Annotated in this window: 22 protein-coding genes; 8 read left to right on the top strand and 14 right to left on the bottom strand. The window is 59.8% G+C overall.

The genetic code is table 11. The features are described 5' to 3' along the window. Genes ASD46_RS20830 through ASD46_RS20845 form a run of 4 tightly spaced genes read right to left on the bottom strand, consistent with a single transcriptional unit; the run spans position 1 to position 3,897 of the window. The gene (locus ASD46_RS20830; protein WP_013761116.1) at positions 1–813 is read right to left on the bottom strand and encodes an ABC transporter ATP-binding protein; all 813 of its coding nucleotides are present in this window, start codon (positions 811–813) and stop codon (positions 1–3) included. Next, positions 810–1,844, bottom strand: coding sequence for a FecCD family ABC transporter permease (locus ASD46_RS20835; protein ID WP_041694587.1), 1,035 nt, complete (start codon positions 1,842–1,844; stop codon positions 810–812). Before ASD46_RS20835 ends, ASD46_RS20830 begins: the two co-directional genes overlap by 4 nt. A 2-nt stretch (positions 1,845–1,846) precedes the next feature. Further along, positions 1,847–2,890, bottom strand: a complete 1,044-nt coding sequence (locus tag ASD46_RS20840; RefSeq protein WP_013761118.1) for a FecCD family ABC transporter permease — start codon at positions 2,888–2,890, stop codon at positions 1,847–1,849. Next, positions 2,887–3,897: an iron-siderophore ABC transporter substrate-binding protein gene (locus ASD46_RS20845; protein ID WP_013761119.1), complete on the bottom strand. Its 1,011-nt coding sequence runs from the start codon at positions 3,895–3,897 to the stop codon at positions 2,887–2,889. Before ASD46_RS20845 ends, ASD46_RS20840 begins: the two co-directional genes overlap by 4 nt. Before the next feature lie 222 nt (positions 3,898–4,119). Here ASD46_RS20845 and ASD46_RS20850 point away from each other — a divergent pair, with 222 nt between their 5' ends. Further along, positions 4,120–6,240 (top strand): TonB-dependent siderophore receptor, encoded by a 2,121-nt coding sequence (locus ASD46_RS20850; RefSeq protein WP_060642598.1) that lies wholly within the window; start codon positions 4,120–4,122, stop codon positions 6,238–6,240. A 131-nt stretch (positions 6,241–6,371) separates the two neighbouring features. On the opposite strand, the gene ASD46_RS20855 is transcribed toward ASD46_RS20850, so the two are convergent. Next, the gene (locus ASD46_RS20855; RefSeq protein WP_200951526.1) at positions 6,372–7,265 is read right to left on the bottom strand and encodes a helix-turn-helix domain-containing protein; all 894 of its coding nucleotides are present in this window, start codon (positions 7,263–7,265) and stop codon (positions 6,372–6,374) included. A 252-nt stretch (positions 7,266–7,517) separates the two neighbouring features. Between ASD46_RS20855 and ASD46_RS27515 the strand changes: the two genes are divergently transcribed. After that, positions 7,518–7,694, top strand: a complete 177-nt coding sequence (locus ASD46_RS27515) for a hypothetical protein (RefSeq protein WP_004431216.1) — start codon at positions 7,518–7,520, stop codon at positions 7,692–7,694. A gap of 55 nt (positions 7,695–7,749) precedes the next feature. Here the strand turns inward: ASD46_RS27515 and katG are convergent, their stop codons facing one another. Next, positions 7,750–9,921 carry a catalase/peroxidase HPI gene (gene katG, locus ASD46_RS20865; protein ID WP_060642599.1) on the bottom strand — a complete coding sequence of 724 codons (2,172 nt, stop codon included), beginning with the start codon at positions 9,919–9,921 and terminating at the stop codon, positions 7,750–7,752. 216 nt (positions 9,922–10,137) lie between these two features. Here katG and ASD46_RS20870 point away from each other — a divergent pair, with 216 nt between their 5' ends. Then, entirely contained in the window at positions 10,138–11,058 is a 921-nt protein-coding gene (locus ASD46_RS20870; protein WP_013761123.1) for a hydrogen peroxide-inducible genes activator, read from the top strand. A gap of 31 nt (positions 11,059–11,089) precedes the next feature. On the opposite strand, the gene ASD46_RS20875 is transcribed toward ASD46_RS20870, so the two are convergent. The 3 genes from ASD46_RS20875 to ASD46_RS20885 form a co-directional block, all read right to left on the bottom strand. Continuing rightward, a complete protein-coding gene (locus ASD46_RS20875; protein WP_041694588.1) occupies positions 11,090–12,070 on the bottom strand; it encodes a DUF535 family protein in 981 nt (326 codons plus the stop codon). A 326-nt stretch (positions 12,071–12,396) separates the two neighbouring features. Beyond that, complete coding sequence (locus tag ASD46_RS20880) at positions 12,397–13,731, bottom strand: sensor histidine kinase (RefSeq protein ID WP_060642600.1); 1,335 nt, start codon at positions 13,729–13,731, stop codon at positions 12,397–12,399. Further along, entirely contained in the window at positions 13,728–14,402 is a 675-nt protein-coding gene (locus tag ASD46_RS20885) for a response regulator transcription factor (RefSeq protein WP_004431205.1), read from the bottom strand. The genes ASD46_RS20880 and ASD46_RS20885 overlap by 4 nt, the downstream gene beginning before the upstream one ends. A gap of 189 nt (positions 14,403–14,591) precedes the next feature. Between ASD46_RS20885 and ASD46_RS20890 the strand changes: the two genes are divergently transcribed. Together ASD46_RS20890 and ASD46_RS20895 are read left to right on the top strand one after the other, a co-directional pair. After that, positions 14,592–15,740 (top strand): efflux RND transporter periplasmic adaptor subunit, encoded by a 1,149-nt coding sequence (locus ASD46_RS20890; protein WP_013761126.1) that lies wholly within the window; start codon positions 14,592–14,594, stop codon positions 15,738–15,740. Position 15,741: 1 nt separating this feature from the next. Further along, positions 15,742–18,888, top strand: coding sequence for an efflux RND transporter permease subunit (locus ASD46_RS20895; protein WP_060642601.1), 3,147 nt, complete (start codon positions 15,742–15,744; stop codon positions 18,886–18,888). 21 nt (positions 18,889–18,909) lie between these two features. Here the strand turns inward: ASD46_RS20895 and ASD46_RS20900 are convergent, their stop codons facing one another. Continuing rightward, on the bottom strand, positions 18,910–19,452 hold the full coding sequence (locus ASD46_RS20900) for an NUDIX hydrolase (protein ID WP_019566666.1): 543 nt from the start codon (positions 19,450–19,452) through the stop codon (positions 18,910–18,912). A 113-nt stretch (positions 19,453–19,565) separates the two neighbouring features. On the opposite strand from ASD46_RS20900, the gene ASD46_RS20905 reads away from it, so the two are divergent. The 3 genes from ASD46_RS20905 to ASD46_RS20915 all read left to right on the top strand — a co-directional run bounded on the left by ASD46_RS20905 (position 19,566) and on the right by ASD46_RS20915 (position 22,103). Then, positions 19,566–20,210 carry a DUF47 domain-containing protein gene (locus ASD46_RS20905; protein WP_004431197.1) on the top strand — a complete coding sequence of 215 codons (645 nt, stop codon included), beginning with the start codon at positions 19,566–19,568 and terminating at the stop codon, positions 20,208–20,210. Then, positions 20,210–21,214, top strand: coding sequence for an inorganic phosphate transporter (locus ASD46_RS20910; RefSeq protein ID WP_004431194.1), 1,005 nt, complete (start codon positions 20,210–20,212; stop codon positions 21,212–21,214). Before ASD46_RS20905 ends, ASD46_RS20910 begins: the two co-directional genes overlap by 1 nt. A 97-nt stretch (positions 21,215–21,311) precedes the next feature. Further along, positions 21,312–22,103 carry a Ku protein gene (locus ASD46_RS20915; RefSeq protein ID WP_013761130.1) on the top strand — a complete coding sequence of 264 codons (792 nt, stop codon included), beginning with the start codon at positions 21,312–21,314 and terminating at the stop codon, positions 22,101–22,103. A 3-nt stretch (positions 22,104–22,106) separates the two neighbouring features. On the opposite strand, the gene ligD is transcribed toward ASD46_RS20915, so the two are convergent. From ligD to ASD46_RS20935, 4 genes are read right to left on the bottom strand one after another with little or no spacing between them, the layout of a single operon-like run. Beyond that, complete coding sequence (gene ligD / locus ASD46_RS20920; protein ID WP_013761131.1) at positions 22,107–24,599, bottom strand: DNA ligase D; 2,493 nt, start codon at positions 24,597–24,599, stop codon at positions 22,107–22,109. A 3-nt stretch (positions 24,600–24,602) separates the two neighbouring features. Further along, the gene (locus tag ASD46_RS20925; protein WP_013761132.1) at positions 24,603–25,433 is read right to left on the bottom strand and encodes a Ku protein; all 831 of its coding nucleotides are present in this window, start codon (positions 25,431–25,433) and stop codon (positions 24,603–24,605) included. Further along, a complete protein-coding gene (locus tag ASD46_RS20930) occupies positions 25,430–25,714 on the bottom strand; it encodes a hypothetical protein (protein WP_013761133.1) in 285 nt (94 codons plus the stop codon). The genes ASD46_RS20925 and ASD46_RS20930 overlap by 4 nt, the downstream gene beginning before the upstream one ends. 19 nt (positions 25,715–25,733) lie before the next feature. Further along, on the bottom strand, positions 25,734–26,627 hold the full coding sequence (locus ASD46_RS20935) for an SDR family oxidoreductase (protein WP_060642785.1): 894 nt from the start codon (positions 26,625–26,627) through the stop codon (positions 25,734–25,736). Positions 26,628–26,747 lie beyond the last annotated feature (120 nt).

Below are 26,747 nucleotides of genomic sequence, written 5' to 3' on the forward strand. Positions count from 1 at the left end.
TTATTGCGGCCGTTGCGCCGCCGTCCTGTGCCGCCCGATCGGCAGCATCATTGGTTTGCCCGACGTCGGGTCTTCGATGACACGGCTTTCTATGCCGAAGACGTGCCGCACGTTTTCTTCCGTCAGCACCTCCTCCGGCGTGCCGCAGATATGCAGCTTTCCACCGGTCATGGCGACCAGATGATCAGCGTAGCGCGCCGCGAGATTGAGATCGTGCAGCACCATGACGATGGTGGTCTGACGGGCATGGTTGAGGTCCGTCAGAAGATCCAGCACTTCCACCTGATGGCTGATGTCGAGGAAGGTGGTGGGTTCGTCGAGCAGCAATATCTCGGTCTCCTGGGCGAGCGCCATGGCGATCCATACGCGTTGCCGTTGCCCGCCGGAGAGTTCGTCCACCGGCCGCTCGGCAAGTTCGACCGTATCGGTGGCGACGAGGGCTGCAGCCACGGCCTCATCATCCTGGCGCGACCAACGCGCGAAAAGGCCGTGATGCGGGTGCCGGCCGCGGCTGACCAGATCGGCAACGACAATGCCCTCGGGCGCAATCGGTGACTGCGGCAAAAGACCCATCCGTCTTGCAAGTTCGCGCGAGGGAAGACGGTGGATCGACTTTCCGTCGAGCAGGACCTGACCGGCGCGGGGAGAGATAAGCCTCGACATGCTGCGAAGAAGCGTGGACTTGCCACAGGCATTGGCGCCGACGATGACGGTTATCTGGCCGCGCGGAACGACAAGATCCAGCCCTTCGATGATGAGGCTTTCACCGTATCCGGCCGAAAGACGGTTCACGGAAAGGGAGTGGCTGGTCATAACGAGCCTCCGCTGCGGTTCACCCGCACGATAAGGTAGATCAGATAGGGCGCGCCGAGCGCGCCGGTGACGACGCCGACCGGGTAACGGCCCGGCAGCAGGAACTGGCCGCAATAATCGCCCACCAGCACCAGGGCTGCCCCAACCAGCGCGGCCGGAATGAGCAGCGACCCATTGCTGCCAACGATACGCGCGGCAATCGGCCCGGACAGAAAGGCGACGAAAGCAATCGGCCCCGACACTGCCGTGGCAAAGGCGATCATGCCGACGGCGGCGATAATCACGGTGATGCGCGTTCTCCCCACCTGGACCCCAAGCGCCGCGGCCGTATGATCGCCAAGCCTCAATGCCTCGAGATCGCGCGCGCGACTGAGCAGCAGGCCGCCAAAGAGGATGAGCGCGACGAAGAGCGGCAGCGTCTGGGCAAGTTTTGCGCCGTTGACGCTGCCCGTCAGCCAGCGCATCGCCTCCTGCAGCGTCCAAGCCGGTGCAACGGACAGGATATAGGCGATGAAACTTTCGAGCATGGCCGAAACGCCGATGCCGACAAGGATCAGCCGCGTTCCGGCAACGCCGTTGCGGAAGGACAGCAGATAGACCAGCAATGCGACGCCAAGCCCGGCGACGACGGCGAACACCGAAACGAGCGGTCCACTCAGATGCAGGACAACGATGGCAAACACCGCTGCCACGCTTGCGCCGGAACTGATGCCGATAATGTCAGGGCTCGCAAGCGGGTTGCGCAGCATGATCTGGAAGGTGACACCACCCAGCCCGAAGCTCAGACCCGCGAGAACGGAGAGCAGCGCGCGTGGCAGGCGCAACTGCCCGACCGTGAAAGTGACCCCGGCAATGTCCTCTCCGAGCAGCACCCGCAGGACGTCGCCAGGCGGCGTGAAGGATTGTCCCAGCATCAGCGTCAATGCGAAAACCGCGATCAAAAGAGCTGAAAGGGCTGCAATGACAAGGCGACGCCGGCGCTGGCGGTCGTGACGATTGGAAACCAATGTTTCCATGACGGACGTGTGCATGTTCACAGTTCGCGTACCCGCTGACGTCTGACGATCCAGATGAAGAAAGGTGCGCCGACAAGGGCGGTGACGATACCGACATCGAGTTCGGATGGCCGCGCCACGATGCGCCCGACAATATCGGCCGCAAGCAGCAGACAGGCGCCGCCGAGCGCGGAAAATGGCAGAAGCCAGCGATTGTCGACGCCAACGAGCAGGCGGCAGAGATGCGGAACGACCAGCCCAACGAAACCGATTGGCCCACAGATGGCAGTCGCCGCACCGCAGAGGAGGATAGCTCCAAAGGATGCGATGGCTCTCGCGACCACGACATTCTCGCCAAGACCAGCGGCCAACTCATCACCAAGCGCCAGCGAATTCAGCTTGCGTGCCGAAAGAAGGCTGATGGCAAAACCGGCGGCGAGAAACGGCAGCACGGTCTCAATCCGGTCAAAGGTCGCACCACCGACACCGCCGATCTGCCAGGAACGAATGCCACCGGCAATATCGCTGCGCGGCAGCACGACGGCAATAACGAGTGAGGAGAAGGCGACAGAGGTGGCGGCACCGGCCAGAGCGAGTTTCAGCGGCGTTGCCCCACCTCGTCCGAGCGAGCCGACGACATAAACGAAAACTGAAGCCGCACCTGCCCCGACAATCGCCGTGATGATAAAGGCCTGCGCCGAGGCAATGCCGAACCAGACGATGGCGATAACGACGGCAAGTGATGCGCCCATATTGACGCCAAGAATACCGGGATCGGCAAGCGGATTGCGCGTAACGCCCTGCATGATGGCGCCAGCGAGCCCGAGCGCTGCCCCGGACAGCAGGGCAAGCAGCGTTCGCGGCAGGCGAACCGCAACAGCCGCTTCCGCCACCGTCTCCACGCGACCGGCAAGCGCTGCCGTGATGTCAACTAACGTGACGTCACGGGTGCCAATCGCCACGGAAAGCGCACATAGCAGCGCCAGAAGCGCCAGCACGGCGCTGAGCCATGCGGTCCGCATGCGGTTGGAGCGGCCGCTCGGCAGCACGGCCGGACCTTTGGCAGGCCCTTCCATTGTCATTTCGCTTTACCAGAGGACTTATCCGCTGCTTTCGCCAGAAGATCGGCGTAATCCTTCATAACCCAGGAAATCGAAAGCGGTGTGGGATTGGATGCGGTGCCGAGCGGATCACGCCCCAGCATGACGATGGCGTCATGGGCAACGGCGGGCATGCGGGCAAGCAGCGGGTCGGCCCGCATCGCCTTGAGCAATGGCTGGCTGCCATAGGTCACGACGATATCGACATCGTCAAAGGCATCGACGTGCTCTGCGCTGACGCCGGCGGCGAATTGCCCCGGTTTCGTCGCCTCCGCGACGCTCTTCGGCGAGGTCAGCCCAAGATCGGTGAAAAATTTCACCCGGCTGTCATTGGCGGTATAAAAATTGACGACACTGAGATTGGTGGCATCGAGGTGGGTGACGAACATCGCCGACTTGCCCTTCAGCTGCGGATGGCCGGCAGCCACCTGCGCGATCTCACCCTCGATGCGTTTGATCAGCGCCTCACCTTCCGGCGCCATGCCAAGCCCGGCACTGTTCAGCCGGATCATCTCGCGCCAGTCGGTTGCCCACGGTGACACGGGATAGGCAACGACCGGTGCGATCTGGCTCAGCGTATCGTGATCGGACTGGCTGAGGCCGGAATAGGCGGCGAGGATGACATCAGGCTGCGTTGCCGCCACGGCCTCGAAATCGATACCATCCCCCTCATCGAACAGAACAGGCTTTGCAGCACCCATTTCAGAAAGCTGCTTCGCTACCCACGGCAGCAATCCATCACCGTCATCATCGCCGAAATTGGCAGCGGCAAAACCGACGGGCACGATGCCGAGCGCCAGCGGCACCTCGTGGTTTGCCCAGGCGACGGTCGCGACACGCTGAGGCTTCCTCGCAATCGTGGTCGTACCGAAAGCGTGTTTGATGACGACGGGATAGCGCGTCGCCTCTTCCGCCGAGGCAATGGTCGGCGCGATCATAGACAGGAAAAACACGAATGCCGGCGCGAGGCAGCGAAACAGGAAAAGCATGGGCGAAGCTCTCAACGGTTCAAAAGTGGACTTGAACTCTCAGCTTCACATGCCCCCGTCAACCCCGGTGAGGAAATGCCGCCACAACAGTGGTGAAATTTCCGGGGTTTTGTACAAAACCGCAAAAAGTTACAATACCGGACAAACTTTCTCAAGTTATTGGGCGCTTCGAGAGCGGGCCGTGGAAGCGGCGATTGGGGCATCAACTTCTGGAATTTAGCAATGAACACTGAAATGAATGGCGTCAACGGCAGGACCGCGCGACTGCGCTACGGGCAGGCAACCCTTCTTGCCTGCACGGCGCTTGTGACGGTACTGCCCGCTCGTTCGCTGGCGCAGGAGGCCGCCAATACGGGCGGAAGCACGGTTCTCGAGCGCATCACCATCGACAGCGGTGACAATGACCAGAAGTCGATCGTCGCAACCCGCACGACAAGCGGCAGCAAGATGGCAACCGACATTCTCGATACGCCGGCCGCCGTTTCCGTCATCACCGCCAAGGAAATGCAGCAGCGTGGCGTGCAGACCGTGGAAGAAGCCTTGCAATACACGGCAGGTGTGACCACGGATTTCTACGGCTCGGACGACCGTTTCGACTATTTCAAGATTCGCGGTTTCGACGCCTACACTTATCGCGACGGGCTGACGCTCGGCCGTCCCTTCGGCGCGCTGCGCGAAGAGACCTATGCCTATGAACGCGTGGAAGTCCTGAAGGGCGGCAATTCCACGACCTTTGGCGTATCCGATCCCGGCGGTTCGGTGAACTACTCGACCAAGGTTCCCAAACGCAGCCGCTTTGGTGAGGCCTATGTGACTGGCGGCTCCTATAGCCGCGCAGAAACCGGCTTCGATTTCGGCGACAACATCACCAGCGACGACACCCTGTCATACCGACTGACCGGCAAGCTCAGAAATGCCGACGCGGAATATGACTATTCCCGCGATGATGAAAAATTCTTCATGGGCGGCCTGACATGGCGGCCCACCGATGCCACCAGCCTCACCGTCGTTTACGATCATCTCAACAAGGACGGCGTTCCCGGCGGCGGCGGCCATCCGGTCGGCTCGCATTTCGACAGAAGCCGTTTCTTCGGTGAACCGGACTATAATTACCGCGGCACCAACCGCAATTCGCTGAGCGTTATGTTCGACCATGATTTCGGCTCTGGCCTGACGCTGAGTTCGAACGCGCGCTACAGCAAGGCAAATACCGATTTCGGTTATGCGTATATCTCGTCCACACCGACCAATGGCTCGACCATCGCCAACCGTTCCTATTTCGGCAACGAGACCGAAACCGAGAATTTCCTGATCGACACCCGGCTGCAATATGACGCGACGTTCGAAAGCGTCGAAAGCCGCAGCCTTGTCGGCGTTTTTTATAACGACTACTCGTCCGGCAGCAAAAGCTACTTCGGTTCTGCGCCAGGCATCAACTGGCTGAACCCGGTCTATACCGGTGCACCAGCCTCAGTGCCGCTCTACGCCAGCTCGCTGACCGATCAAAAGACAAGGGCACTCTACCTCCAGCAGGACCTGACTTTCTTCGACAGGCTTACCGTCAGCGCCGGTCTGCGCAATGACTGGATCGACACCGACCAGACCAACAGGCTGAACGGCACGACGGCAAGCGGCGACATCAGCGAACTGACAAAGCGCATCGGCCTGTCTTACAAGGTCACGAACGAGATCGCGCCCTATATCAGCTACGCCGAATCCGTGGTGCCGGCCTCGGGCCTGACCGTGGAGCCCGAACGCGGCGAGCAGATCGAGCTTGGCGTGAAGTATCGCCCGGATGCCTTCCCTGCCCTGTTCACGGCATCGATCTACGACCTCAAGAAAAACAATATTACCGTCACCAGCCCGATCACCAGCCTGCCCACCACCATCGGCGAGGTGCGCGTGCGCGGTCTCGACCTCGAGGCCAAGGCGGAGGTTACCGACGAGCTGAGCCTGACGGCGGCCTATTCCTATCTCAACGCGGAAATCACCGAAAACGGCATCGCTGGCAATGTCGGCAACCGCCCGCAATTCGTGCCTGAACATCAGGCCTCGCTTTGGGTAAACTACACGCTGGCCGGCAACGACAAACGCGGCGACATGACCTTCGGGCTCGGCGGACGCTTCACCGGCTCGTATTATTTTGATGACGCGAACAAGGTTTCGACCGGCAGCAGCGTGACCATGGACGCAGCGTTCAGCTACAAAATCCAGGAAACCACCTCGCTGGAGGTGAATGTTTCCAACCTCTTCAACGAGAAGCACGTCTCTTATGGCGGTTTCGGCGCAGACTTCTACAACCCCGGCCGAGCGTTCTCAGCTACGCTGCGCAAGACGTGGTGAGGGTAAGTATATCTCTACTTTTCAACATACTACGTAACCATCCTAACGTTCCACGTCATCCCCTGGGGTGACGTGGAACGAAGCTCAAGGCATGCGCCGAACCCGCTCCGCGCGCACGGCAAGGCGACCATTCAAAGCAGCCTGTGCATGCGCCGCCAGGCGGCTGGCGTATTGCCCACGGACTGGCGGAAGGCTTTGGTCAAATGGGCCTGATCGGAAAAGCCTAGCTGGGCGGCGATATCGGCCACCGTGAGATCGCCTTCGAGCAACAGTTTCTGGGCAAGGCTTATCCGCCGCTCCAGTTGCCATTGCAGCGGCGTCTGGCCTGTTGTCTGGCGGAACACGGTTGCGAACCAGCTTTCCGAAAGCCCGACGATGTCGGCCATTTCTGCAACCGTCATGCGGTCGTCACCGCGGCTTTCGACACGGGCAAGCAGCTTGTTCATCTGCGCCTGCGTCAGCCTGCCATTTACCTGTTCCGGCGAAGATCCGGGAATATCGAGAAGACCGGCAACGATGCTGCCAACAAGGCTTTCCGCATAGACCGCATGTTTCGAAGGCTCGGCGAGTTCATCGACAAGCAGTCCAGCCAGTGTTTCGACCGAACCGATATCCTGTATCTCGACCGGGCGGCGCAAGGCTGTCATCGCCGCCGAACTGCCGACCGATGGCGACAGGAAACGCAGCAGGCGGTCCTTGTGGATATGCAGATTGAGGTGCGAAAACCGGTGCGTAGCATTGCTGCTCGTCCACATCGGAACACCGGCCGGAACATAGACCGCCCGCGTCATGGGGCGGGAATGCTGCGTGAACTCGCCGTCGCGGTTGGAAATGCTGATGCGCGACGAGACATCGTTGAAAAATATCATGATACGTGGATCGGCGGCCAGGTAATAACCCTTCGCGCCCATCTGGCTCTCTGCCTCCCAGAAAGCGCTGACGAGCCCGTCCAGCTGGCGCCATTTGACCGGCGCAGTGACGCTGATCCCTTCCGTGTGCCAGGTCATGGAGTGCCAGAAACTCAATGCGGGTACCGTTCAGTTGTCGAGCCGAGGTTGAAGCCATGTAAGACATGCGCGTCACGATAACGGCGCCGCACGCTCCACCATATGAGGCCGCAATAACATGACTTATCAATTCATGTTAATAGCAAAGATGGTTGTAATGCAAAACATTGCTGTGCTGGCAGACGATCCCGCTCCAATGTGAGCCTTGGAACCTCTGCCCCGACCAGCCGTTTGATCTCCAGACAAATGAAATCACGAAGGGAGATCACTATGAACGACAAAAAGGAACCCGGCGATTTCGCCGACAAGAAGCGCGAAGAGCAGGGCCGCGGCGTCATCGTCGCTGGGCCGGATGCGCATGAGAATGAAAAGGGCGGCAAGGCGCCGGGGGATAGTGGCGAAAAGCCATCACCCGGAAAACCGGTTCCATCCTCAGACCGCAGATAGAAAATTGCCCCTCCCTGATCGCTCAGGGAGGGGCTTTTTGGACTAGTCAGCCTTATCAGACAAGGTCAAAACGGTCGGCGTTCATGACCTTCGTCCAGGCGGCGACGAAATCACGCACGAACTTTTCCTTGTTGTCGTCCTGCGCGTAAACTTCCGCATAGGCACGCAGGATGGAGTTGGAGCCGATAACGAGGTCCACGCGGGTCGCCGTATATCGGGTTGCTCCGGACTTGCGATCGCGAATCTCATAGAGATTGCCGCCGGTCGGAACCCAGGAAAAGGCCATATCCGTCAGCGTTGTGAAGAAATCGGTGGTGAGAGCACCTGGGGTCTGCGTGAACACACCATGCGCTGCGCCGCCGTAATTGGCGCCAATGACGCGCAGGCCACCGATGAGAACTGTCAGTTCCGGCGCCGTGAGGCCCAGAAGCTGAGCGCGGTCCAGCAGCAGTTCTTCAGGGCTGACGACATAGTCCTTCTTCACCCAGTTGCGGAAACCATCCGCCAGCGGCTCGAGCGGGGCAAAGCTGTCTGCATCAGTCTGCTCGGCTGAGGCATCGCCACGACCGGGTGCAAAAGGCACGGCGACATCGAAGCCGGCTGATTTCGCCGCCTGCTCAACACCGTGGTTGCCGGCGAGAACAATGACATCAGCGATGCTGGCGCCGGTTTCACGGGCAATCGGCTCCAGCACCGAAAGCACATGGGCCAAACGGGCGGGCTCGTTGCCTTCCCAGTCCTTCTGCGGGGCAAGGCGGATGCGCGCACCATTGGCGCCGCCGCGCTTGTCCGAGCCACGGAAGGTACGGGCGCTGTCCCATGCGGTCGAGACCAGATCGGCGACCGCCAGACCGGAAGCGGCGATCTTTGCCTTTACGGCAGCGACATCGTAGCTCGTGGAACCTGCCGGGATGGGATCCTGCCAGATCAGGTCTTCTGCGGGAACATCCGGGCCGAAGTAGCGGGACTTCGGGCCCATGTCGCGGTGGGTCAGCTTGAACCATGCGCGGGCAAAGACCTCGGAGAAGTGGTCCTGGTCATCCTTGAACTTCAGCGAAATCTCGCGGTAGATCGGATCGACCTTCAGGGCCATGTCGGCATCGGTCATCATCGGGATGGTGCGGATCGAGGGATCCTCGACGTCAACAGGCTTGTCCTCTTCGGCAATGGTGATCGGCGCCCACTGGGACGCGCCAGCCGGGCTGTGCGTCAATGTCCACTCATGCTTGAACAGCATGTCGAAGAAGCCGTTGTCCCACTTGGTCGGTTCGCTTGTCCAGGCACCTTCAATACCGGACACAACGGTGTCACGGCCGATGCCGCGACCCTTGGTGTTGATCCAGCCGAGGCCCTGAAATTCGGGGCCTGCTGCTTCCGGATCGGGGCTGAGGTTGGCGGCGCTGCCATTGCCGTGCGACTTGCCGATGGTGTGGCCGCCTGCGGTGAGCGCAACGGTTTCTTCGTCATCCATGCCCATGCGGGCAAAGGTTTCGCGCATCTGCGCGGCTGTCGCAAGCGGATCGGACTTGCCGTTGACGCCTTCCGGATTGACGTAGATGAGACCCATCTGCACGGCGGCAAGCGGATTTTCCAGCGTCTCGGGCTTGGTCACGTCACCGTAACGACCATCGCTCGGTGCCAGCCATTCCTTTTCGTCACCCCAATAGGTGTCTTTTTCGGGAGCCCAGATATCCTCGCGGCCGAAGGCGAAACCGAACGTCTTCAGACCCGCGACATCATAAGCGATCGTTCCGGCAAGCGCGATGAGATCGGCCCAGGAAATCTTGTTGCCGTATTTCTTCTTGATCGGCCACAGCAGGCGGCGGCCCTTATCGGTGTTCACATTATCAGGCCAGGAATTGAGCGGTGCAAAGCGCTGGTTGCCGGTGTTGGCACCGCCGCGTCCGTCCGTCACGCGGTAGGAACCGGCTGCATGCCAGGTCACGCGGGCCATCATGCCCACATAGCTGCCCCAGTCGGCCGGCCACCAGTCCTGGCTTTCCGTCATCAGGGCGCGCAGATCAGCCTTCAGGGCTTCCACGTCGAGCGTCTTTAGCGCTTCGCGGTAATTGAAGGAGGTGCCGAGCGGATTGGTCTTGGTGTCGTGCTGATGCAGGATATCGAGGTTCAGCGCGTTCGGCCACCATTCGGTAACCGATTTACCGGAGGCCGTATTGCCTCCATGCATGACGGGACACTTGCCAGCCGGTTTTGAAGTTGCGTCCATTTCGCCCTCCGATGGGTTTAGTAATTAAACGACATAGTCAATTCGACATGCGCAGCATGTTGGAACCACAGCCCACAGCAGGTCATTCTTACGGAAACCGCGCAGTGACGCTGGTGATACCGAACAGCTACATCCTCTTTCTGTCATGACGATGACTAACAGCCGGGTTCCATAATTTCCAATTGTATATTCTAAAGGCTGCGATATGCTCAGCTTATGATTGGACTATCGATGAAACACCTGCGTTATTTCGACGCCTTGGCGAAGATCGGCCATTTCGGGCGGGCGGCGGAGGCATGCGCCATTTCCCAGCCAGCACTTTCGCTACAGATCAGGGAACTGGAAGAGCTGATTGGCGCGCCGCTCGTCGAACGGGGCAGCCGCCAGATCAGGCTGACCGCTCTCGGCGATGAATTCGCCGAACGCACCCGCCTGATCCTGCGTTCGGTGGATGAATTGCAGGATTTGGCGAGGGCAAGGCACGGCCCGCTCAGCGGCCGCCTGCGCATCGGCGTCATTCCAACGGTCGCGCCCTATCTTTTACCGCAGGTCATCAAGACGCTCACCCGGCATTATCCGGGATTGGAAACGCGTCCGCGCGAGGCGGTGACACAGAAACTGATCGAGGACCTCCTGGAAGCCCGGCTGGACATGGCAATCGTCGCGCTTCCGGTGTCTGAAGCGTCGCTGGAAGAGGTTCCGCTGTTTTCCGAGGAATTCATTCTGGTGCGGCCGATGGAGGATGCCGGGATGCCGGTGCCAAGCGCTGGCAAGCTCGGTGAGATGCGCCTGCTGCTGCTCGAGGAAGGCCATTGTTTCCGCAATCAAGCACTGTCTTTCTGTAGTACCACGAACGCGCCGCCGCGCGTGCTGATGGAGGGCAGTTCGCTCTCGACACTGGTCCAGATGGTCGGCGCCGGCATCGGCGTCACGCTCATTCCGCAGATGGCTGTCGATATGGAAACGCGGCAATCCACCGTCTCGGTATTTCGGCTGGCAGAGCCAAGACCATCCCGCACCATCGGCATGGTGTGGCGCAAGAGCAATCCGCTCTCGGCGCAGTTTACCCACATTGCCGAGATCGTCCGCGAATGCGGCCTGCAAAAACTCGGCCGTGTTGCCGATGCAGCGGCATGACGGTGTCGAGGGCCAACTCGGATCTGCGGCCTCAACTCTTCGCAGCACTCCCAGCTTTACCCTCGCAAAGCCGGCCGGCCATGGCAAAGAAGGCAAGCTTCATCTTGCTGCGTTTGTCCGCGCCCTCGAGGCTTGAAACCGGCACCTGAAAACCGAACACGTCGTCCGGCTCGGCGGAACGTTCCCGCCAGAATGCGTCTATGTCGGAAAGCAACATTTTCTGCCGCCGCGCGCGACGATAATTGATCGGATGTCGGGCGTGGGAGACTGCGAAATAGGAACCCGCTTCCGTCTCTATTAGACCTTGCAGCAGCATCAAAACGGCATCCTTCGGGCGAAGACCCGCAAGGTCGCGCGTTACTGCCACCATCTCCTGCTTTGCAGCGCGTGGCCCCTGCATGCCGCCAACGGCAATCGTCCTGTACCCGCCCCCATCCTGCGTCACGAAGATAAACTTCGTCGTCCACAAGGTGACGTCGTCACGGGTTCTGATCAGCCGAACCGCGAGAGCGCCTTCGTGGCGGCCGCCACATAAATCCGCAAGAGCAAGCGTGCAGCGATATTCGTCAGCACGACCGCCTATGGTGCCGATTTCGATCGTTTTTCCACTCCAGAGCGCAGCCATAACCTCTCTGGAAAAACAACCGCCGGCGATGACGAAATTCTTCATGAGAAAATCCAACCGTCTTCCATAGGAGATTTTGCCGACGAGGAATTTCGACAGGGGTTTCTGAAGAAGCTCGTCATGCGGCGGTGGCAGTTTTTGCGTCGCTGAGAATCGGGACAGAAACCGCCACCACCGCAGGGTTACAAGCGGATGAGCCAAAAAACGCATCCAGAAAAGGAAGCCCCGTTTCCAGTGGGCGCGCATAGCGAAGGTCGCAACGCTCCAGGCCAGGGGAAAACGGAGGAGTTCCAGCCCATCGCCAGTCATCGTTTGCGCAGCGATGACCGGCTCGGGTTTCGCCGAGTTTTTTTCCGCAGCGAATGCGGCGATTTCAGTATGCGACATCGTAAAATTCCGGGGAGTATGACTGTTTGGACTGGGGCGTGGAGTGATTTGATCGGGACTGTGCGCGCCCAGGATGAACCGAATATGAAATCGGATTGGTGCTCTGCTGCGATCATTGACGCTACGGCATTGCGCGAGGTTCCGGGCCGGCGACGCGCTTTCTACGCGCCGTCTTCTCGCCGGCAATCCGGAAGAAAACGATCCGGTGGGTGCGTCACTGTGAGTACTCCGGTTGGCACGGTTGATCCCGTGCCCACACATTATGACCGCGAACGTTGCGGCAGCATTACAATCGCCGCGACCGGTCTACAGCGCGCAAAGCGCAATCAGAATCGAACCCGGAACGTGCTTCCAGAGGGGTTGCTTTCCAGCACGATACGGCCGTTATGATTGGCGACGATCTTCTTGACGAGGCTGAGGCCAAGTCCGGCACCCGTGCTTTTCGGCGTGACCCGATAGAAAGGTTCGAATATCCGCTCCTGCTGGTCCTCGGGTATGCCCTGCCCCTCGTCGGAAATCGCGATTTCGCCGTTTGTGAGAACCGAGACATGGATCAGCCCCTTGTTTCCACCATGGTCGATGGCGTTGCGCACGATATTGCTGATGGCGCGCGGCAGGGCGAAGGGGTTGCCTTGCATGTCGTATTTTTCGATCTGCGTTTCGAAGGAGATGTCGTAACCTGCCGAAAGCGCAAGCGGCGCGAGCTCTGCCACCACCGTGCGGGCGATATCGACCAGGTCCACCACCTCGCGCCGGTCGTTCACCTGATCGTTTCGCTCAAAGGCCAGAAGCTGTTCGGCGGTTTCACCGAGCCGCGCTACATCCCCCATCAGGCGCTGCTGGTCCGGTCCGGGCAGGCCCTCTATCCGGGTCTGCATGATTGCAATCGGCGTCCTCAATTCGTGCGCGGCATCGATCAGAAAACGTTGCCGCGCCTGGAACTGCTCTTCGAGCCGCTCGAGAACGCTGTTGAAGGAAACGATCAACGGAACGACTTCGCGCGGCACATCTTCGACGGGAAGCTTCGAACCCGGTCGTCGCGGGTCGATCTCCGGTGCTTTTTTGACGACGGAACTTAGGCCGGCAAGCGCCCGGCGCACAATGTGTGGCACGGAGAAAAACACCGCAGGCAAAAGAACCGCCAGCAGGGGGACATAAATCGGATAGGTGCCGGCAAGAAGCGTCAGAAACGACGCTCGTGCATTAGAGGTTCCGCCGAACATGATCCTGACGGGTCCCGACGTCGTCTCGATACTTTCAGCCGAAGCAACCTCGGATATGCCGCTGCCGCCGCGAATATCGGCGTCCGTCATCAGATGAACGTAGCGCGCCAGTTCGGCATAAACAGCCGGTACGGTTCCGAACGTCGCCGCGTGACCGTCAGGTGTCGAGACCACGAACCACAACGTTTCATTCTTCGCCTTCAAGGCGCGTAATGCCGGCCCCTCGGTAATGACCAGACCCTTTTGCGGATCAAGCGAAAGCGACTCGTCAAGTGTCGCCGACAAATCGTTCCAGAGCCCGATATTGGGCGAGAGCTTCATCACCCCGTAAACGCAGAGCCCGACGATGACGACAGCGATCATGGAGGAGACGACAATGCTGAGCTGCCAGCTCAATTGCCACCACAGGGACGGATTGGACTTGCCCTGCGCCTTCATGTGTCTTCCCTGAGCAGATAACCGATGCCGCGAATATTATGCACGCTGACCCCGGCAGAAGCGTCGAGCAGGCGTTTGCGCAGTCGCGATATATGCGCATCGAGCGCATTGGACTGGATTTCCTCCTCGTAATTGTAGACGGCGGCCTCAAGCGTCGAGCGCAGCACGGATTTGCCCTTTCGTTTCGCCAGCGTGATGAGGACCATCAGCTCGCGCCTTGGCAGATCAAAGGGAAGCGAGTTGATCGTGACGCTGAGATGAAGCGGATCGATCACGATGCGGCCTGCAGCGATTTGCGACGGGGCGATGCTTGCCGGCCTTCTCAAAACCGCGCGCAGCCGCGCCAGCAGTTCGCCGACGAGAAACGGCTTGCCGAGATAGTCGTCGGCGCCGCCATTCAGCCCCTCGATCCGCTCCTCCGGTTCGTTCATCGCCGTCAATAAGATGATCGGCGTATCGATACCGGCGCGGCGCAGCTTTGGAATGAAGGTAAGCCCCTCCCCGTCCGGCAGACGACGGTCAAGCAGAATGGCATCATAGACATGCTGGCGCGCCAGCTCCATCGCATCGCCGAGCCGCATCGTATGGTCGATGACGATCCCCTGCTTGCCGAGCGTCGTCGACAGCGCATCCGCCATTTCCTTTTCGTCCTCAATCAACAGAAGTCTCATTTGCCACCGTCCCTTCGCCCCCTCCTTGTCTGCCAGAAAGGTTGCGGCAGTATTGCGTCGCAGAAGATGCGGGCGGGTAATGCTGCTGCAATTATCAACACTTATCCAGAAGCCATCAGCCTGGAAGACAGGCGACATGACCGCTCGATCGGCGGTCACAGGATGAGTTTTGCCTGGAAGGATTATGTTATGTGGGTGAAAAGAACGATCAAGGCGGGGATCGCGCTTGCGGGCTGCGCTCTCGTCGTCACGGCTCTTGATCCGGCGCGCGGAAGCGTCGATGCGAACGAGCGCGTGAAGGAAATCGTGGCGTCAACCTCGATGAGCCCGGCCGGTATCCCGTTCGAACTGACGGCTGCGGAAATCGCAAGGATCGGCACACGAGCGATGGCGGAGCGGCTCAGCATCAGTGGCGAACTTCAGCCGGTCAGCCGTGTCGTGATCCGCGCCCGCGAGGCCGGAAAAATTCTGGATATGAATGTCCGGGACGGACAGGCGGTGCGGGCGGGCGACCTGCTGGTACGGTTCGAAACCGAGGAACTGCAATCGACTCTCCTGCTGCGGCAGAGCGACCGGGATGCGGCCGAGGCCGAACTGACACTGGCGATGCAGGCACTCACCCGAACCGAACAGCTAGCGTCAAAAAACATCGCATCGGCTGAACAGCTCGACAAGGCGAAGAGCGATGTCGTTGTGAAAACGGCAAGGCTGCAGAGCCTTTCGGCGCAGGTGGATATCGCCCGCCTTGCCCTTCGCAATGCCGAAATCCGCGCGCCTTTTGAAGGTACCATTACCCGCCGGCAGGCAGAAGCCGGCTCCCGCGTCAGTGCCGATGGTGAACTCATGACGCTGGTCGATACAAGCATGCTTGAGGCGAAGGTTCTCGTTGCCACGCGCGACATCCCACGTGTCGCCGTTGGCCAGACCGCCGAACTCGATATTGACGGCATCGGCGGCCAGCCTCTCAGAAGCACCGTTGAGCGCATCAGCCCGGTTGCCGAAGACGGGACGCGCTTTGTCGCCGTCTATCTGCGGCTTGCCAACCGCGACGGTCGGCTGTGGGGAGGAATGTTCGCCAGCGGGTCCATCCTCGTGCGCGAAAAAAACGATGCGCTTGTCGTTCCTGCAATCGCGCTTCGCAAAGACGAAACCGGCTACCATGTCCTTAAAGTCCTGAACGGCCATCTTCGCCGCCAGACGGTGGCGGTGGGATCGCGCTGGAACGATGGCAGCCTGATCGAGATCGGCGCCGGTCTACAGGACGGTGAGACGATCCTGACCGCACCGCTTCCCGAATTGCAGCCCGACATGGCTGTTACGGTCGACAAGGCAGGCTGAGATGTTTCTGACCCGCATATCCGTCTCCCACCCCGTTTTCGCCACCATGATGATGGTGGCGCTTCTGGTCATGGGTCTTTTCTCGTTGCAGCGGCTGGGGCTCGACCTCTACCCCAATGTCGACGTTCCGGTCGTTGTGGTGTCCACAGCTTATCCGGGCGCCACACCTGAAACGGTGGAGACAGAATTGACGCGCCCGGTCGAGGATGCGCTGAACGCCATCGGCGGTCTGGACGAGATCACGTCAACCTCCTACGAGGGACGCTCTGTCGTCGTCGCAAAATTCAAGCTCGAGGTTAAGAGCGCGACCGCGGCACAGGAGGTGCGCGACAAGATCGCCGCCATCGACGCGAATTTCCCGCAAGAGGCCAAAAAGCCGGTCATATCCCGGTTCGATCCCGCCGCCGAGCCTATCCTGTCGGTGGCGATAAGCTCGACGTCGCTCGACATATCCGCACTCACCGCCCTTGCCGACCAGAAGGTGCTGCGGCAACTGACGACTGTTCCCGGCGTGGGGCAGGCAACGCTGGTTGGCGCCCGCAAGCGGCAGATCGACATTGTGATCGACGACACCCGCATGCGCGCGCTTGGGATCGGCATCAACGAGGTGGTGAGCGCGCTACGCACCGGCAATAGCAACAGCCCGGCTGGAAGCCTTGTCGATACCGTTTCCGAACGCACGATCCAGGTGCAGGGCCGCATCCCCGAACCGCAGGCGCTGCTGGACATGGTCGTCGCCCGGCGCGGTGGCGCAGCCATTTATCTTCGCGACATCGCCGCACTCTCCGAAGGGGCTGCCGACGCCGAAAACCGTGCCGTCTATAATGGCCAGACTGCGCTGGCGATCGACATCGTCAAGGTTCAGGATGCCAACACGGTTCAGGTTGTCGCGGATGTGAGAAAGCGCCTGGACGCCCTCAATGCCGACCTTGTTCCGCAAAACGTGCAATTGCGGGTCATTACGGACACATCCATTCCCATCCGGGAATCCGTCACGCAGGTGCAGACGACGTTGATAGAAGGGGCGGCACTTGCCGTAGCCATCGTCTTCCTGTTCCTCAATTCCTGGCGCAGCACCGTCATCACCGGACTGACGCTGCCGATTGCGATCATCGGCACGCTGGCGGTCATTGATGTTATGGGCTTCACGCTCAATACACTGAGCCTCCTGGCGCTGACGCTTTCCATCGGCATTCTGGTGGATGACGCCATCGTCGTGCGCGAAAACATCACCCGTCACCTTCACATGGGGAAATCCCATATCCGCGCAGCACTCGACGGCACGAACGAAATCGGACTTGCGGTTATCGCGACAACGGCGACAATCGTGGCGGTTTTCCTGCCCGTCGCTTTCATGGACGGCATCGTCGGTCGGTTCTTCTATGAATTCGGCATCACCGTTTCAGCTGCCGTGCTGATCTCGCTTTTCGTCGCCTTCACGCTCGATCCGATGCTGTCGAGCGTCTGGTACGATCCGGATGCGCAACCCAACGCCCCGCGCGGGCCGGTGGGTCGGCTGATCGCCCGTTTCGATCACGGCTTCGAATGGCTCGCCGATCAATATCGGCACGTGATCGGCTGGACATTGCACCACCGGCTCGTCACCCTGCTCGTCACATCAGGCATTTTTGTCGGCAGCCTGCTGATGGTGCCGTTGGTCGGTGCGGAATTCGTCCCGAATACGGATGAAGGCCGCTTCCAGATCAACGTCACGGCACCGGTCGGCTCCTCGCTGGATTACACCACGGCGAAGGTGCGGCAGGTCGAGAAGGCACTCCAGGAATTCCCGGAAGTCGAGATGCTCTATTCCACCGTCAATACCGGCGGCACCGTCGGTAAACATCGCGCCGCCGTTCTGGTGGGACTGGTGCCGCTCGAGATGCGCACCCGAACTCCGGTCACGCTGGCCGATCCGATCCGCAAACGCCTGTCGGCCATATCGGGCATAGAGGTCGCGATCCTGCAAAACGGCCTCGGCGGTGGCGAAAGCCCCGTCCAGCTCAGCATTCTTGGCGACGACCGGACAATCCTCGAAAAGATCGCCGACGGTCTGATGGAAGACATGAAAAAAATCCCCGGCCTCGTGGATGTGACCTCAAGCACCCGCGACGTGACCTCCATCCTTTCGGTACGCCTGAAACGCGAGGCGGCAAGCGATCTCGGCATTTCCCGATCCGATCTTGCCGCAGCGCTCTCGCCGCTCATCGCCGGTGAGGACGTGTCGAAATGGACGGATGCGGGCGGTAACAGCTACGACATCGTCGTGCGCCTGCCCGGCGAGCGGCGTGCCGACACGACGAGGATCAGCGAGTTGATGATCGCCACCAGCCGCACGGCATCCAACGGCTCGCCCCTGTTGGTACGTCTGGATCAGGTCGCCGATATCACCACCGTGGAAGCACCCGCCGAAATCCGCCGCATCGACAATCGCCGCGAGGTGCTGGTTTCGGCCAACATATCCGGACGAGCGCTTGGCGAAGTGACAGACGTTTTGAAAACCCTTACCGCCGCCCGCGACCTGCCGGACGGCTACCGTATCCGCTTCGGCGGCGACGCCGAAACCATGGAGGAGACGGTTGGCCACATGGTAACCGCGCTCGCAATGGCGGTCATCTTCATCTACATCGTGCTCGCCTCGCAATTCGGCAGCTTCCTGCAACCGCTCGCCATCATGGCGTCCCTGCCGCTATCTCTCATCGGCGTCCTCGTCGGGCTCTTGGTTGCCGGCAGCACGATCAACATGTTCTCGCTGATCGGCTTCATCATGCTGATGGGCCTCGTTACAAAGAACGGCATCCTGCTTGTCGATTTCGCCAACCGCGAAAGGAAGCGTGGACTTTCGCTCAACGAAGCGCTGGCGAGCGCCGGCATCATCCGCTTCCGCCCGATCATCATGACGACGCTTGCGATGATTTTCGGCATGATTCCGCTCGGGCTGGCTGTTGGCGGTGGCGGGGCACAGCGCGCGCCGATGGCGCACGCAGTAATCGGCGGCCTCATCAGCTCCACCCTGCTCACCCTGATCGTCGTGCCGACAATCCTGTCTTACATCGACAGCATCACCCGGCGTTTCGCCCGCCTGCTACCGAAGGCACCGGACGAGATGGGGGAGACGGGATCGACCGAACGTCCATCTTCACCATCCTAGGTTCGCCGGTGACGTTTGCCGTTAGGACTTTTCTTCGGTCAGGCGTTTCCTCTTCCCCCTCGGGCGGAAGTCGACCAGAAGCGATTTCAGTTCGATTTCCCGGACGCGCCTTGCTGCCTCGTCCGGGCGAACCCATTCCAGAAGGCGTTCGCCGCGCTCCTTGAAACTCGTTTCCTCCCCGGTGATCTCGATCTGGAAGACATCGACAACGCAGGGAACGACATCGCCATTGTCGAGCATCTTGAGATAGGTGTAGCGGCCAACGGCGTCCTTCCTCACGCGGCCACGAACGCCCGCTTCCTCCCACGCCTCGATCGCGGCAGCCTCATGCGGCTTCTTGCGTTTCATCGGCCAGCCGCGCGGAATGATCCAGCGTGCGCTGGTGCGGGAGGTGACGACGAGGATTTCGATCTCTTCGCCGCTTCCGGTATAACGGAAGCATAAGGCGGCATATTGCTGCCGGAAAGAGCCGGTGAACAGCTTTTCAGGAACAGCAGCAAGTTGCTGAAGCAATGTCAGGGAACGCGCCGGACGGGCTTTCCGACTTTTCTTCATGGATTTCATATCCGTTGATACTGCCGATTTTCCGGGTTGCATCAATGCCCCGCGTGCATTTATGACAGTTTTATGACAATCACCCCCCACAACTAATAAAGCGCCATTGAGGGCCAATTCGCATGATGAGCATTTTTCGCAAGCTGATGCCGCGCGAGGACCGTTTCTTCGACATGTTTAGCAAACATTCGGAAACGGTCGTCAAAGCCGCCGCAGCTCTGGACCACCTTCTCAGCGGCGTCGACGTCGAGAAAAACTGCGACCTTATCGTCGCCCTCGAAGACCAGGCGGATGATATTACCCGCGACGTTCTGCTTGCGGTGCGCCGCAGCTTCATAACGCCCTTTGATCGTGGCGATATCAAGGACCTCATCCAGTCCATGGATGACGCCATCGACATGATGCACAAGACCGTCAAGACGATCCGGCTGTTCGAGCAGACCGAATTCGACCCGCTGATGCGCGAGATGGGCCACGAGATCGTGCGTGCGGCAAGCCTCGTCGCCGAAGCCATCCCGCTTCTGGAAAAGGTCGGCACCAATGCCCAGCGCCTGTCGGTGATTGCCGAAGAGGTTACCCGCGTCGAAGGGCGCTCCGACGAGCTTCATGACCAGGGCCTGAAGGACCTCTTCCGGCGCCATGGTGCGACCGGCAATGCCATGGCCTATATGATCGGCAGCGAGATCTACGGCGAACTCGAAAAGGTCGTCGACCGCTTCGAGGACGTGGCGAACGAGATCAGCGGCATCGTTATCGAGAACGTCTGATGGATGTCGCGCTTGCACTGCCACTGCTTGTCGGCCTTATCGCCATCGCGCTGTTCTTTGATTTTCTGAACGGTCTCCACGACGCCGCAAATTCCATCGCCACCATCGTTTCCACCCGTGTATTGCGCCCGCAATATGCGGTGGCATGGGCGGCCTTCTTCAATTTCATCGCCTTCCTGTTCTTCGGCCTGCATGTGGCCGAAACGCTCGGCACCGGCATCATCGATCCGGCCATCGTTTCCCCGCAGGTCATCTTTGCGGCATTGATGGGCGCCATCGTCTGGAACATCGTCACCTGGATTTTCGGCATTCCCTCCAGCTCGTCACATGCCTTGATCGGCGGTCTCGTCGGTGCGGGCTTTGCGAAGGTCGGTTTCAATTCCATCGTCTGGTCGGGTCTTCTGAAAACCGTGGGCGCGATCTTCATGTCGCCGGCCATCGGCTTTTTCCTTGCACTGCTGCTGGTGCTTGCCGTCTCCTGGCTGTTCGTCCGCCAGACGCCCTTCGCCGTGGATCGCACCTTCCGCATCATGCAATTCATTTCCGCCTCGCTCTATTCGCTCGGCCACGGCGGCAATGACGCACAGAAGACCATGGGCATCATCGCTGTGCTGCTCTTCAGCCAGGGGCATCTTGGAGAGAGCTTCTACGTGCCGTTCTGGGTGGTGATCTCGTGCCAGTCGGCCATGGCGCTCGGCACACTGTTCGGCGGCTGGCGCATCGTGCACACCATGGGGTCGAAAATCACCAGGCTGAACCCGATGCAGGGGTTCTGCGCCGAAACCGGCGGTGCGCTGACACTTTTCGGCGCGACGTGGCTCGGCATTCCGGTGTCCACCACCCATACGATCACCGGCGCCATCATCGGCGTCGGTGCCGCGCGTCGCGTCTCGGCGGTGCGTTGGGGCCTCGCGGGCAATATCGTGATTGCCTGGGTCGTAACCATGCCGGCCGCTGCCCTGATATCCGCATCTGTCTATGGTCTTACATCGCTGTTCGGCTGAGACAGAGTCCCGCCCTCTCTGCCAAAGCTCCCGGAACAAAAGCCACCCTGTGGTTGTTGATCCGGGAGACAACAGGCGACAAGGCGGATCGCGGATCATGGCACGGCAGGTTTTCTGGAAGGGCTATCTGAAGCTGTCGCTGGTGACGGCCGGAGTTTCGCTGACGCCTGCCACAACCGAAAGCAACAAATACCGCTTCCACGTTCTCAACCGCAAAACCGGCAATCGCGTCGAAAGCCGCTATGTCGACAGCGTTACCCACAAGCCGGTGGCCGCAAAGAACCAGGTGAAGGGTTTTCCCCGCGCCGAAGACGATTATGTGTTGCTGGAGGATGACGAGATCGATGCGGTCGCTCTCGAAAGCACCCGCACCATCGACATCCAGACCTTCGTGCCCACAGGCTCTATCGACTGGATATGGTACGACCGGCCGCACTTCCTGCGACCGGAAGACAAGATCGGCACGGAAGCCTTCAGCGTGATACGGGAAGCCATGCGGGCAAACGGCGTTGTCGGCATTGCGCGGCTTGTTCTCTATCGCCGCGAAAGAGCGGTTCTGCTGGAACCGTCAGGCAAGGGCATCATTCTGTGGACCCTGCACTATGGCGAGGAAGTGCGCGAAAGCATCGACGCGCTGGACCCGAAGATGAAAATCGAAAAGCCGCTGCTGGACGCGATGGAAAAACGCATCGGCAAACAGATGACGGGATGGAAACCGGCGCTGGTGCAGGATCCGATCCAGAAAAAGATCAGCGCTTTGCTAAAAACCAAGAGCAAGACCGTATCTTCCCCGGAAAAGAAGACCGGCACGAAAACCCGGACCGGCGGCAATGTCATCAACATCATGGATGCGTTGAAGAAAAGCCTTGCCTCGGACAAGAAAGGCTGACGCTCATCGGGCCTTTTTCGGCAGGGGTCGCGCGGCAGCGAAAAAGCCGTCCCATGGATCCTTCTTCAGGGCAGTAAGGCGCGCGCCGATATTGCTGACCGTGAAGTGTGCCGGACCTATCTCATCTGAGAGTTCCGTCCATTCGATTGGCGCTGAAATGGCGGCTCCGGGTCGTGCACGTGTCGAATAGGGCGCAACAGCCGTATTGCCCCTGCCATTACGCAGATAGTCGAGGAAGATGCGGCCCTGGCGTTTCGCTTTGGTTGCCACCGCAAGATATTTCTCCGGCTCCGCCTTGGCCATGTCATCCGCCATGGTCTTTGCAAAGGCCTTCAAGGCCGGCCATCCCGCTTCCGGTTTTAAGGGTGCCACGACATGCAACCCCTTGCCGCCGGAGGTTTTCACGAAAGCGGCCAGACCGGCATCTTCGAAACGCCGCTTCAGTTCCAGTGCCGCGTCGATTACCTCCTGCCATGACACGTCCTCGCCGGGGTCTATATCCATGGTGATCATGTCAGGCTTTTCCCAGTTCGCGGTTGTCGCCCCCCATGGGTGAATTTCAAGCGCAGCGGACTGGACCAAGGCCATCATGCCATCGAAATCCGTAATCCTGATAAGCGGTTCGCCGCCCTTGTCCTTCGGATCCTTGATCTGTTCTATCGCCTTGTTCACACCGCGCCAGGCGTGTTTCTGGAAGAAGCGCTGACCATCGATCCCTTCAGGACAACGCAGCAGCGCCAGAGGCCGGTTAACGACAAAGGGGGCCATATAGCGCCAGACCTGGGTGTAATAATCGGCAAGCCCTTCCTTGGTCACGCCATCGTCCGGCCAATAAAGCCGTTCCGGATGGGTGAACTTGATCTTTGACTGCGGCGTCCCTTGTTCCGACACTGCTTTATCCTCGCGTTCGATTTCACCCACCGGCTTGTCTTCCCGCAAGCCGCGGAATGATGCATGGCGCAGATTGCCATCTCCGGACCAGGCACGAAACTCCACTTCTGCAACCAGTTCCGGCTTGACGTAATGCAGGTCGCGGCGCGCAAGTGCCGTGAGCTTTTCGCCGTACGGGCTATCATCGATGCCCAGCGGTTTCAGGCGGCCAAGCAGCATTTCGGCAATGTCAGCGGTATAGCCGGTGCCGACGCGGCCGACATGACGCAGCTTGCCTTCCTCATAAACGCCGAGCGCCAGTGAGCCGATGGCATGGTCCGACGCGGAGGAAAGCGTATAGCCGCCGATAACGAATTCCTGCCGCATCGAGCACTTGGATTTCACCCAGTTACCCTTGCGGCCCGAGACGTATTTGCTGTCCTTGACCTTGGAGATAACGCCTTCGAGGCTGAGGCGGCAGGCATGATCGAGAACAAGCCCGCCACTTTCCTCGAAATGTTCGCTGTAGCGAAGATGCGGGTTGCTGGCGGGCAGCAGCTTTTCCAGTAGCGCCTTGCGATCCGTCAGCGCCGCCCCGCGCAAATCCGTGCCATCCAGATATAGGAGATCGAACGCATAAAAAACAAAGCGGTCGCTGCGCCCTTCGCTCAAGTCCTGCTGCAAGGCTGAGAAATCCGAGGCGCCGCTGTCCCGTTCCACCACGATTTCGCCGTCGATCATCAGCGTTTCGCCTGGCAGCGACTTGAGCGCTCCCGCCACGGCATCGCCGAACTTTTCGGTCCAGTCCAGTCCGCTACGGGTCAGAAGCTGGAGTTTGCCGTGGTCGATACGGACCTGCAGGCGATAGCCGTCGAACTTGATCTCATGCAGCCAGCGGGAGCCTTCCGGTGGCTTGGGTTTCAGCGTCGCAAGTGCCGGCGGCACGAAGGATGGCAGCGCCTGTTTGCGGGCACCTTTCGGCAGGGCATGCGCCTGTTTTTTGCCCGAGGAAGAACTAACGGTCTTTTTCGATACGGGCTTCGAATTCCAGGTGTCCTTCGGCTTGGCGGCAACTTCTTCAACACTTCGGCCAGTCTTCACGGATTCCGGCCGCTCCTCCAGAATATCGGCGCCGCCATCATGCCTTGCCTCTTCGTCGTCGCCCTTGATCAGCAGCCAGTTTTCACGGCTTTCACCGGGCTTTCCATGCATACGTACAAGATGCCAGCGGCCTTTAAGCTTTTCGCCCTCCAGTTCAAAGTCGAGATGGCCTTTGCGGTAGCCTTTCTTCGCGTCGCCAATCGGGCGCCAGACACCACGATCCCAAAGAATGACGGTGCCGCCGCCATATTGACCTTTCGGGATTACGCCTTCGAAGTCGCCGTAGCTTAGAGGGTGGTCCTCGACGTGGACCGCAAGGCGCTTGTCCTCCGGGTCAAGGCTCGGCCCGCGGGTAACCGCCCAGCTTTTAAGGACGCCGTCCATCTCCAGCCGGAAATCGTAATGCAGTCGGCGGGCATCGTGCTTCTGTATGACGAAACTCGATCCCTGCGCGTCGACCTTGTCGCCCTTCGGCTCCGGCGTCTTGTCGAAACTGCGCTTGGCGTTATAGCTCTGCAAACCCATGGATCAGCTCGCTTTCCGGGAGGATTTGCGCCCCGCACCAGCGGTAGATTTTCCGCTGTCGCCGTCACCGGCGCTGCGGCGCAAAGCCTCCTTCAAGTCGATGATGTTATCTTGCTTGCGCGGCGGCTGTTTGCTGATTTCCCTGCCCTCGATCTTCGCCTTCACCAGTTCCGCCAGCGCATCATTGTAACGATCGGTATATTCCGCCGGATCGAATGTGCCTGCCCGTTTCCCGATGATGTGACCGGCGAGTTCAAGCATCTCTTCATCGAACTGAATATCTGGAATGGACTTGAAAACGGTGGTTTGCGAGCGAACCTCGTAGCCGAAATTCAAGGTCGTCGCCACGAGCGCCTTGCCGCTTGGACGGATCAACAGCACGCGGTTTCGGCGAAAGAGTACCGCTTCGCCAAGTGCCGAGACCTTCTCGTCGTCCATGGCTTTTGCCAGCAGCGTCAAAGCCTCTTCGCCACCCTCCTGCGTCGGCGCCAGATAATAGGATTTATCGAAATAGAGCTTGTCGATCTCGTCGTGGCTCAGAAAATGCTTGATGCGGATGACCTTGTCGTTTTCCGGCATCAGCGTTGCGATCTCATCTCCCTCAATGACAATATGGTCGCCATTGTCGAGTTCATATCCCTTGACCTGATCCTCGCGGTCGACAGCGTCCCCGGTATCGCTATCGACATATTGCCTTTCGACGCGATGGCCGGTCTTTCGGTTGACGATGTTGAAGGAGATCTTTTCCGATGAAGTGAGCGCGGAATAGAGACCGATTTCACAGGTGAAATCGCCGAATGTCAGATGACCCTTCCAGCTCGCTCTCCGGTTCATGATGGCCGCCCATGGTCGTCTTGAGAGGATTGGCCTCTGCCCCGGTCCGCAGCAAGGATGCGCTCGATAGCGGGAACGTCCCCATCCGCCAGCACCGGAACAGGGTCGGATGCCATCGCCTCCAGCACCTCTGGCGAAAGCCCGCCATTGCGGATGACCCATTCCATGGCCTCGCGCGTTTGCCGCTCGGCCTTCAGCTGCGCATAAAGCGCCAGTATCAGCCGGTCGCGGACATCGAAGGGCTTCACATCTCTGTCTGAACGTTCTGTCTGTCGTTTCATGTCAAGTCCTCAAAGCCGATCAGGCAACGCCCCGGCCTCCGGTCACACCATAGACCTCGCCATTGATGAAGCTGCCATCCTGCGAAGCCAGCAGCACATAGACCGGTGCCAGTTCCACAGGCTGGCCTGGACGGCCAAAATCGCTGTCCTTACCGAAATTCCCGACCTTTTCGTCCGGCTGCCCGCCGCTTGGCTGCAAAACCGTCCAGAAAGGACCAGGCGCGACGACATTTGCCCGCACGCCTTTTTCGATAAGCTGTTTGGCGAGCGCTTTCGTATAGGCAACGATGCCGGCTTTCGTAGTGGCATAATCAAGAAGAATGGGAGACGGCTCATAGGCCTGTATGGATGCGGTGGTAATCACCGACGATCCGGGCTCTAGATAAGGAACGGCGGCCTGCGCAATCCAGTGCAGCGCGTAGAGATTGGTCTTCATCGTCCGGTCGAAATCTTCAGTCGACAGCTCGGCGATACCCTCGCGATATTGTTGTCTTGCGGCATTGATCACCAGAATATCGAGGCCGTTGAGATCACCTACCGCTTTTTCAACCAGTTCGCGGCACCATGCCTCATCGGTAATATCTCCGGGTAAGGCGACCGCCACGCGGCCTTCCGCTTCGATAAGTGCTACCACCTCTTCGGCGTCCGATTCTTCCTCCGGCAGATAGGATATCGCGATATCTGCACCTTCTCGCGCAAAGGCAATTGCCACGGCGCGACCGATGCCGGAATCACCGCCGGTTATAAGCGCCTTGCGCCCGGCAAGCTTGCCGCTGCCGCGATAGGTCTTTTCACCATGATCAGGGAAAGGCATCATGTTCGTGACCAGCCCCGGCATTTCCTGAGTCGGCGTTGAAAAGGGCGGGCGCGGATACTGGTTGCGCGGGTCCTGCGGCTCAAGGCGGTCTGTCATTGGTTTCTCCCAGAGATAGAATTCCATCCTTGGTGCGTCTCATGACCAGCGAATTCATCATCGGAAGGTCAGGGCTGTCGTCTGCCGCCGGCTGCGGCGGTGGCGACACGGACGCACCAC

Origin of the sequence: Rhizobium sp. Root491, assembly GCF_001427205.1 — a bacterium.
In the GTDB taxonomy this organism is placed as follows: domain Bacteria; phylum Pseudomonadota; class Alphaproteobacteria; order Rhizobiales; family Rhizobiaceae; genus Agrobacterium; species Agrobacterium tumefaciens.

Bases quoted from the DNA above. Each gene is read 5' to 3' on its own strand.
- ASD46_RS20830 (WP_013761116.1), bottom strand. From the start codon at position 813: ATGACCAGCCACTCCCTTTCCGTGAACCGTCTTTCGGCCGGATACGGT.
- ASD46_RS20835 (WP_041694587.1), bottom strand. From the start codon at position 1,844: ATGCACACGTCCGTCATGGAAACATTGGTTTCCAATCGTCACGACCGC.
- ASD46_RS20840 (WP_013761118.1), bottom strand. From the start codon at position 2,890: ATGACAATGGAAGGGCCTGCCAAAGGTCCGGCCGTGCTGCCGAGCGGC.
- ASD46_RS20845 (WP_013761119.1), bottom strand. From the start codon at position 3,897: ATGCTTTTCCTGTTTCGCTGCCTCGCGCCGGCATTCGTGTTTTTCCTG.
- ASD46_RS20850 (WP_060642598.1), top strand. From the start codon at position 4,120: ATGAACACTGAAATGAATGGCGTCAACGGCAGGACCGCGCGACTGCGC.
- ASD46_RS27515 (WP_004431216.1), top strand. From the start codon at position 7,518: ATGAACGACAAAAAGGAACCCGGCGATTTCGCCGACAAGAAGCGCGAA.
- katG (WP_060642599.1), bottom strand. From the start codon at position 9,921: ATGGACGCAACTTCAAAACCGGCTGGCAAGTGTCCCGTCATGCATGGA.
- ASD46_RS20870 (WP_013761123.1), top strand. From the start codon at position 10,138: ATGATTGGACTATCGATGAAACACCTGCGTTATTTCGACGCCTTGGCG.
- ASD46_RS20875 (WP_041694588.1), bottom strand. From the start codon at position 12,070: ATGTCGCATACTGAAATCGCCGCATTCGCTGCGGAAAAAAACTCGGCG.
- ASD46_RS20880 (WP_060642600.1), bottom strand. From the start codon at position 13,731: ATGAAGGCGCAGGGCAAGTCCAATCCGTCCCTGTGGTGGCAATTGAGC.
- ASD46_RS20885 (WP_004431205.1), bottom strand. From the start codon at position 14,402: ATGAGACTTCTGTTGATTGAGGACGAAAAGGAAATGGCGGATGCGCTG.
- ASD46_RS20890 (WP_013761126.1), top strand. From the start codon at position 14,592: ATGTGGGTGAAAAGAACGATCAAGGCGGGGATCGCGCTTGCGGGCTGC.
- ASD46_RS20895 (WP_060642601.1), top strand. From the start codon at position 15,742: ATGTTTCTGACCCGCATATCCGTCTCCCACCCCGTTTTCGCCACCATG.
- ASD46_RS20900 (WP_019566666.1), bottom strand. From the start codon at position 19,452: ATGAAATCCATGAAGAAAAGTCGGAAAGCCCGTCCGGCGCGTTCCCTG.
- ASD46_RS20905 (WP_004431197.1), top strand. From the start codon at position 19,566: ATGATGAGCATTTTTCGCAAGCTGATGCCGCGCGAGGACCGTTTCTTC.
- ASD46_RS20910 (WP_004431194.1), top strand. From the start codon at position 20,210: ATGGATGTCGCGCTTGCACTGCCACTGCTTGTCGGCCTTATCGCCATC.
- ASD46_RS20915 (WP_013761130.1), top strand. From the start codon at position 21,312: ATGGCACGGCAGGTTTTCTGGAAGGGCTATCTGAAGCTGTCGCTGGTG.
- ligD (WP_013761131.1), bottom strand. From the start codon at position 24,599: ATGGGTTTGCAGAGCTATAACGCCAAGCGCAGTTTCGACAAGACGCCG.
- ASD46_RS20925 (WP_013761132.1), bottom strand. From the start codon at position 25,433: ATGAACCGGAGAGCGAGCTGGAAGGGTCATCTGACATTCGGCGATTTC.
- ASD46_RS20930 (WP_013761133.1), bottom strand. From the start codon at position 25,714: ATGAAACGACAGACAGAACGTTCAGACAGAGATGTGAAGCCCTTCGAT.
- ASD46_RS20935 (WP_060642785.1), bottom strand. From the start codon at position 26,627: ATGACAGACCGCCTTGAGCCGCAGGACCCGCGCAACCAGTATCCGCGC.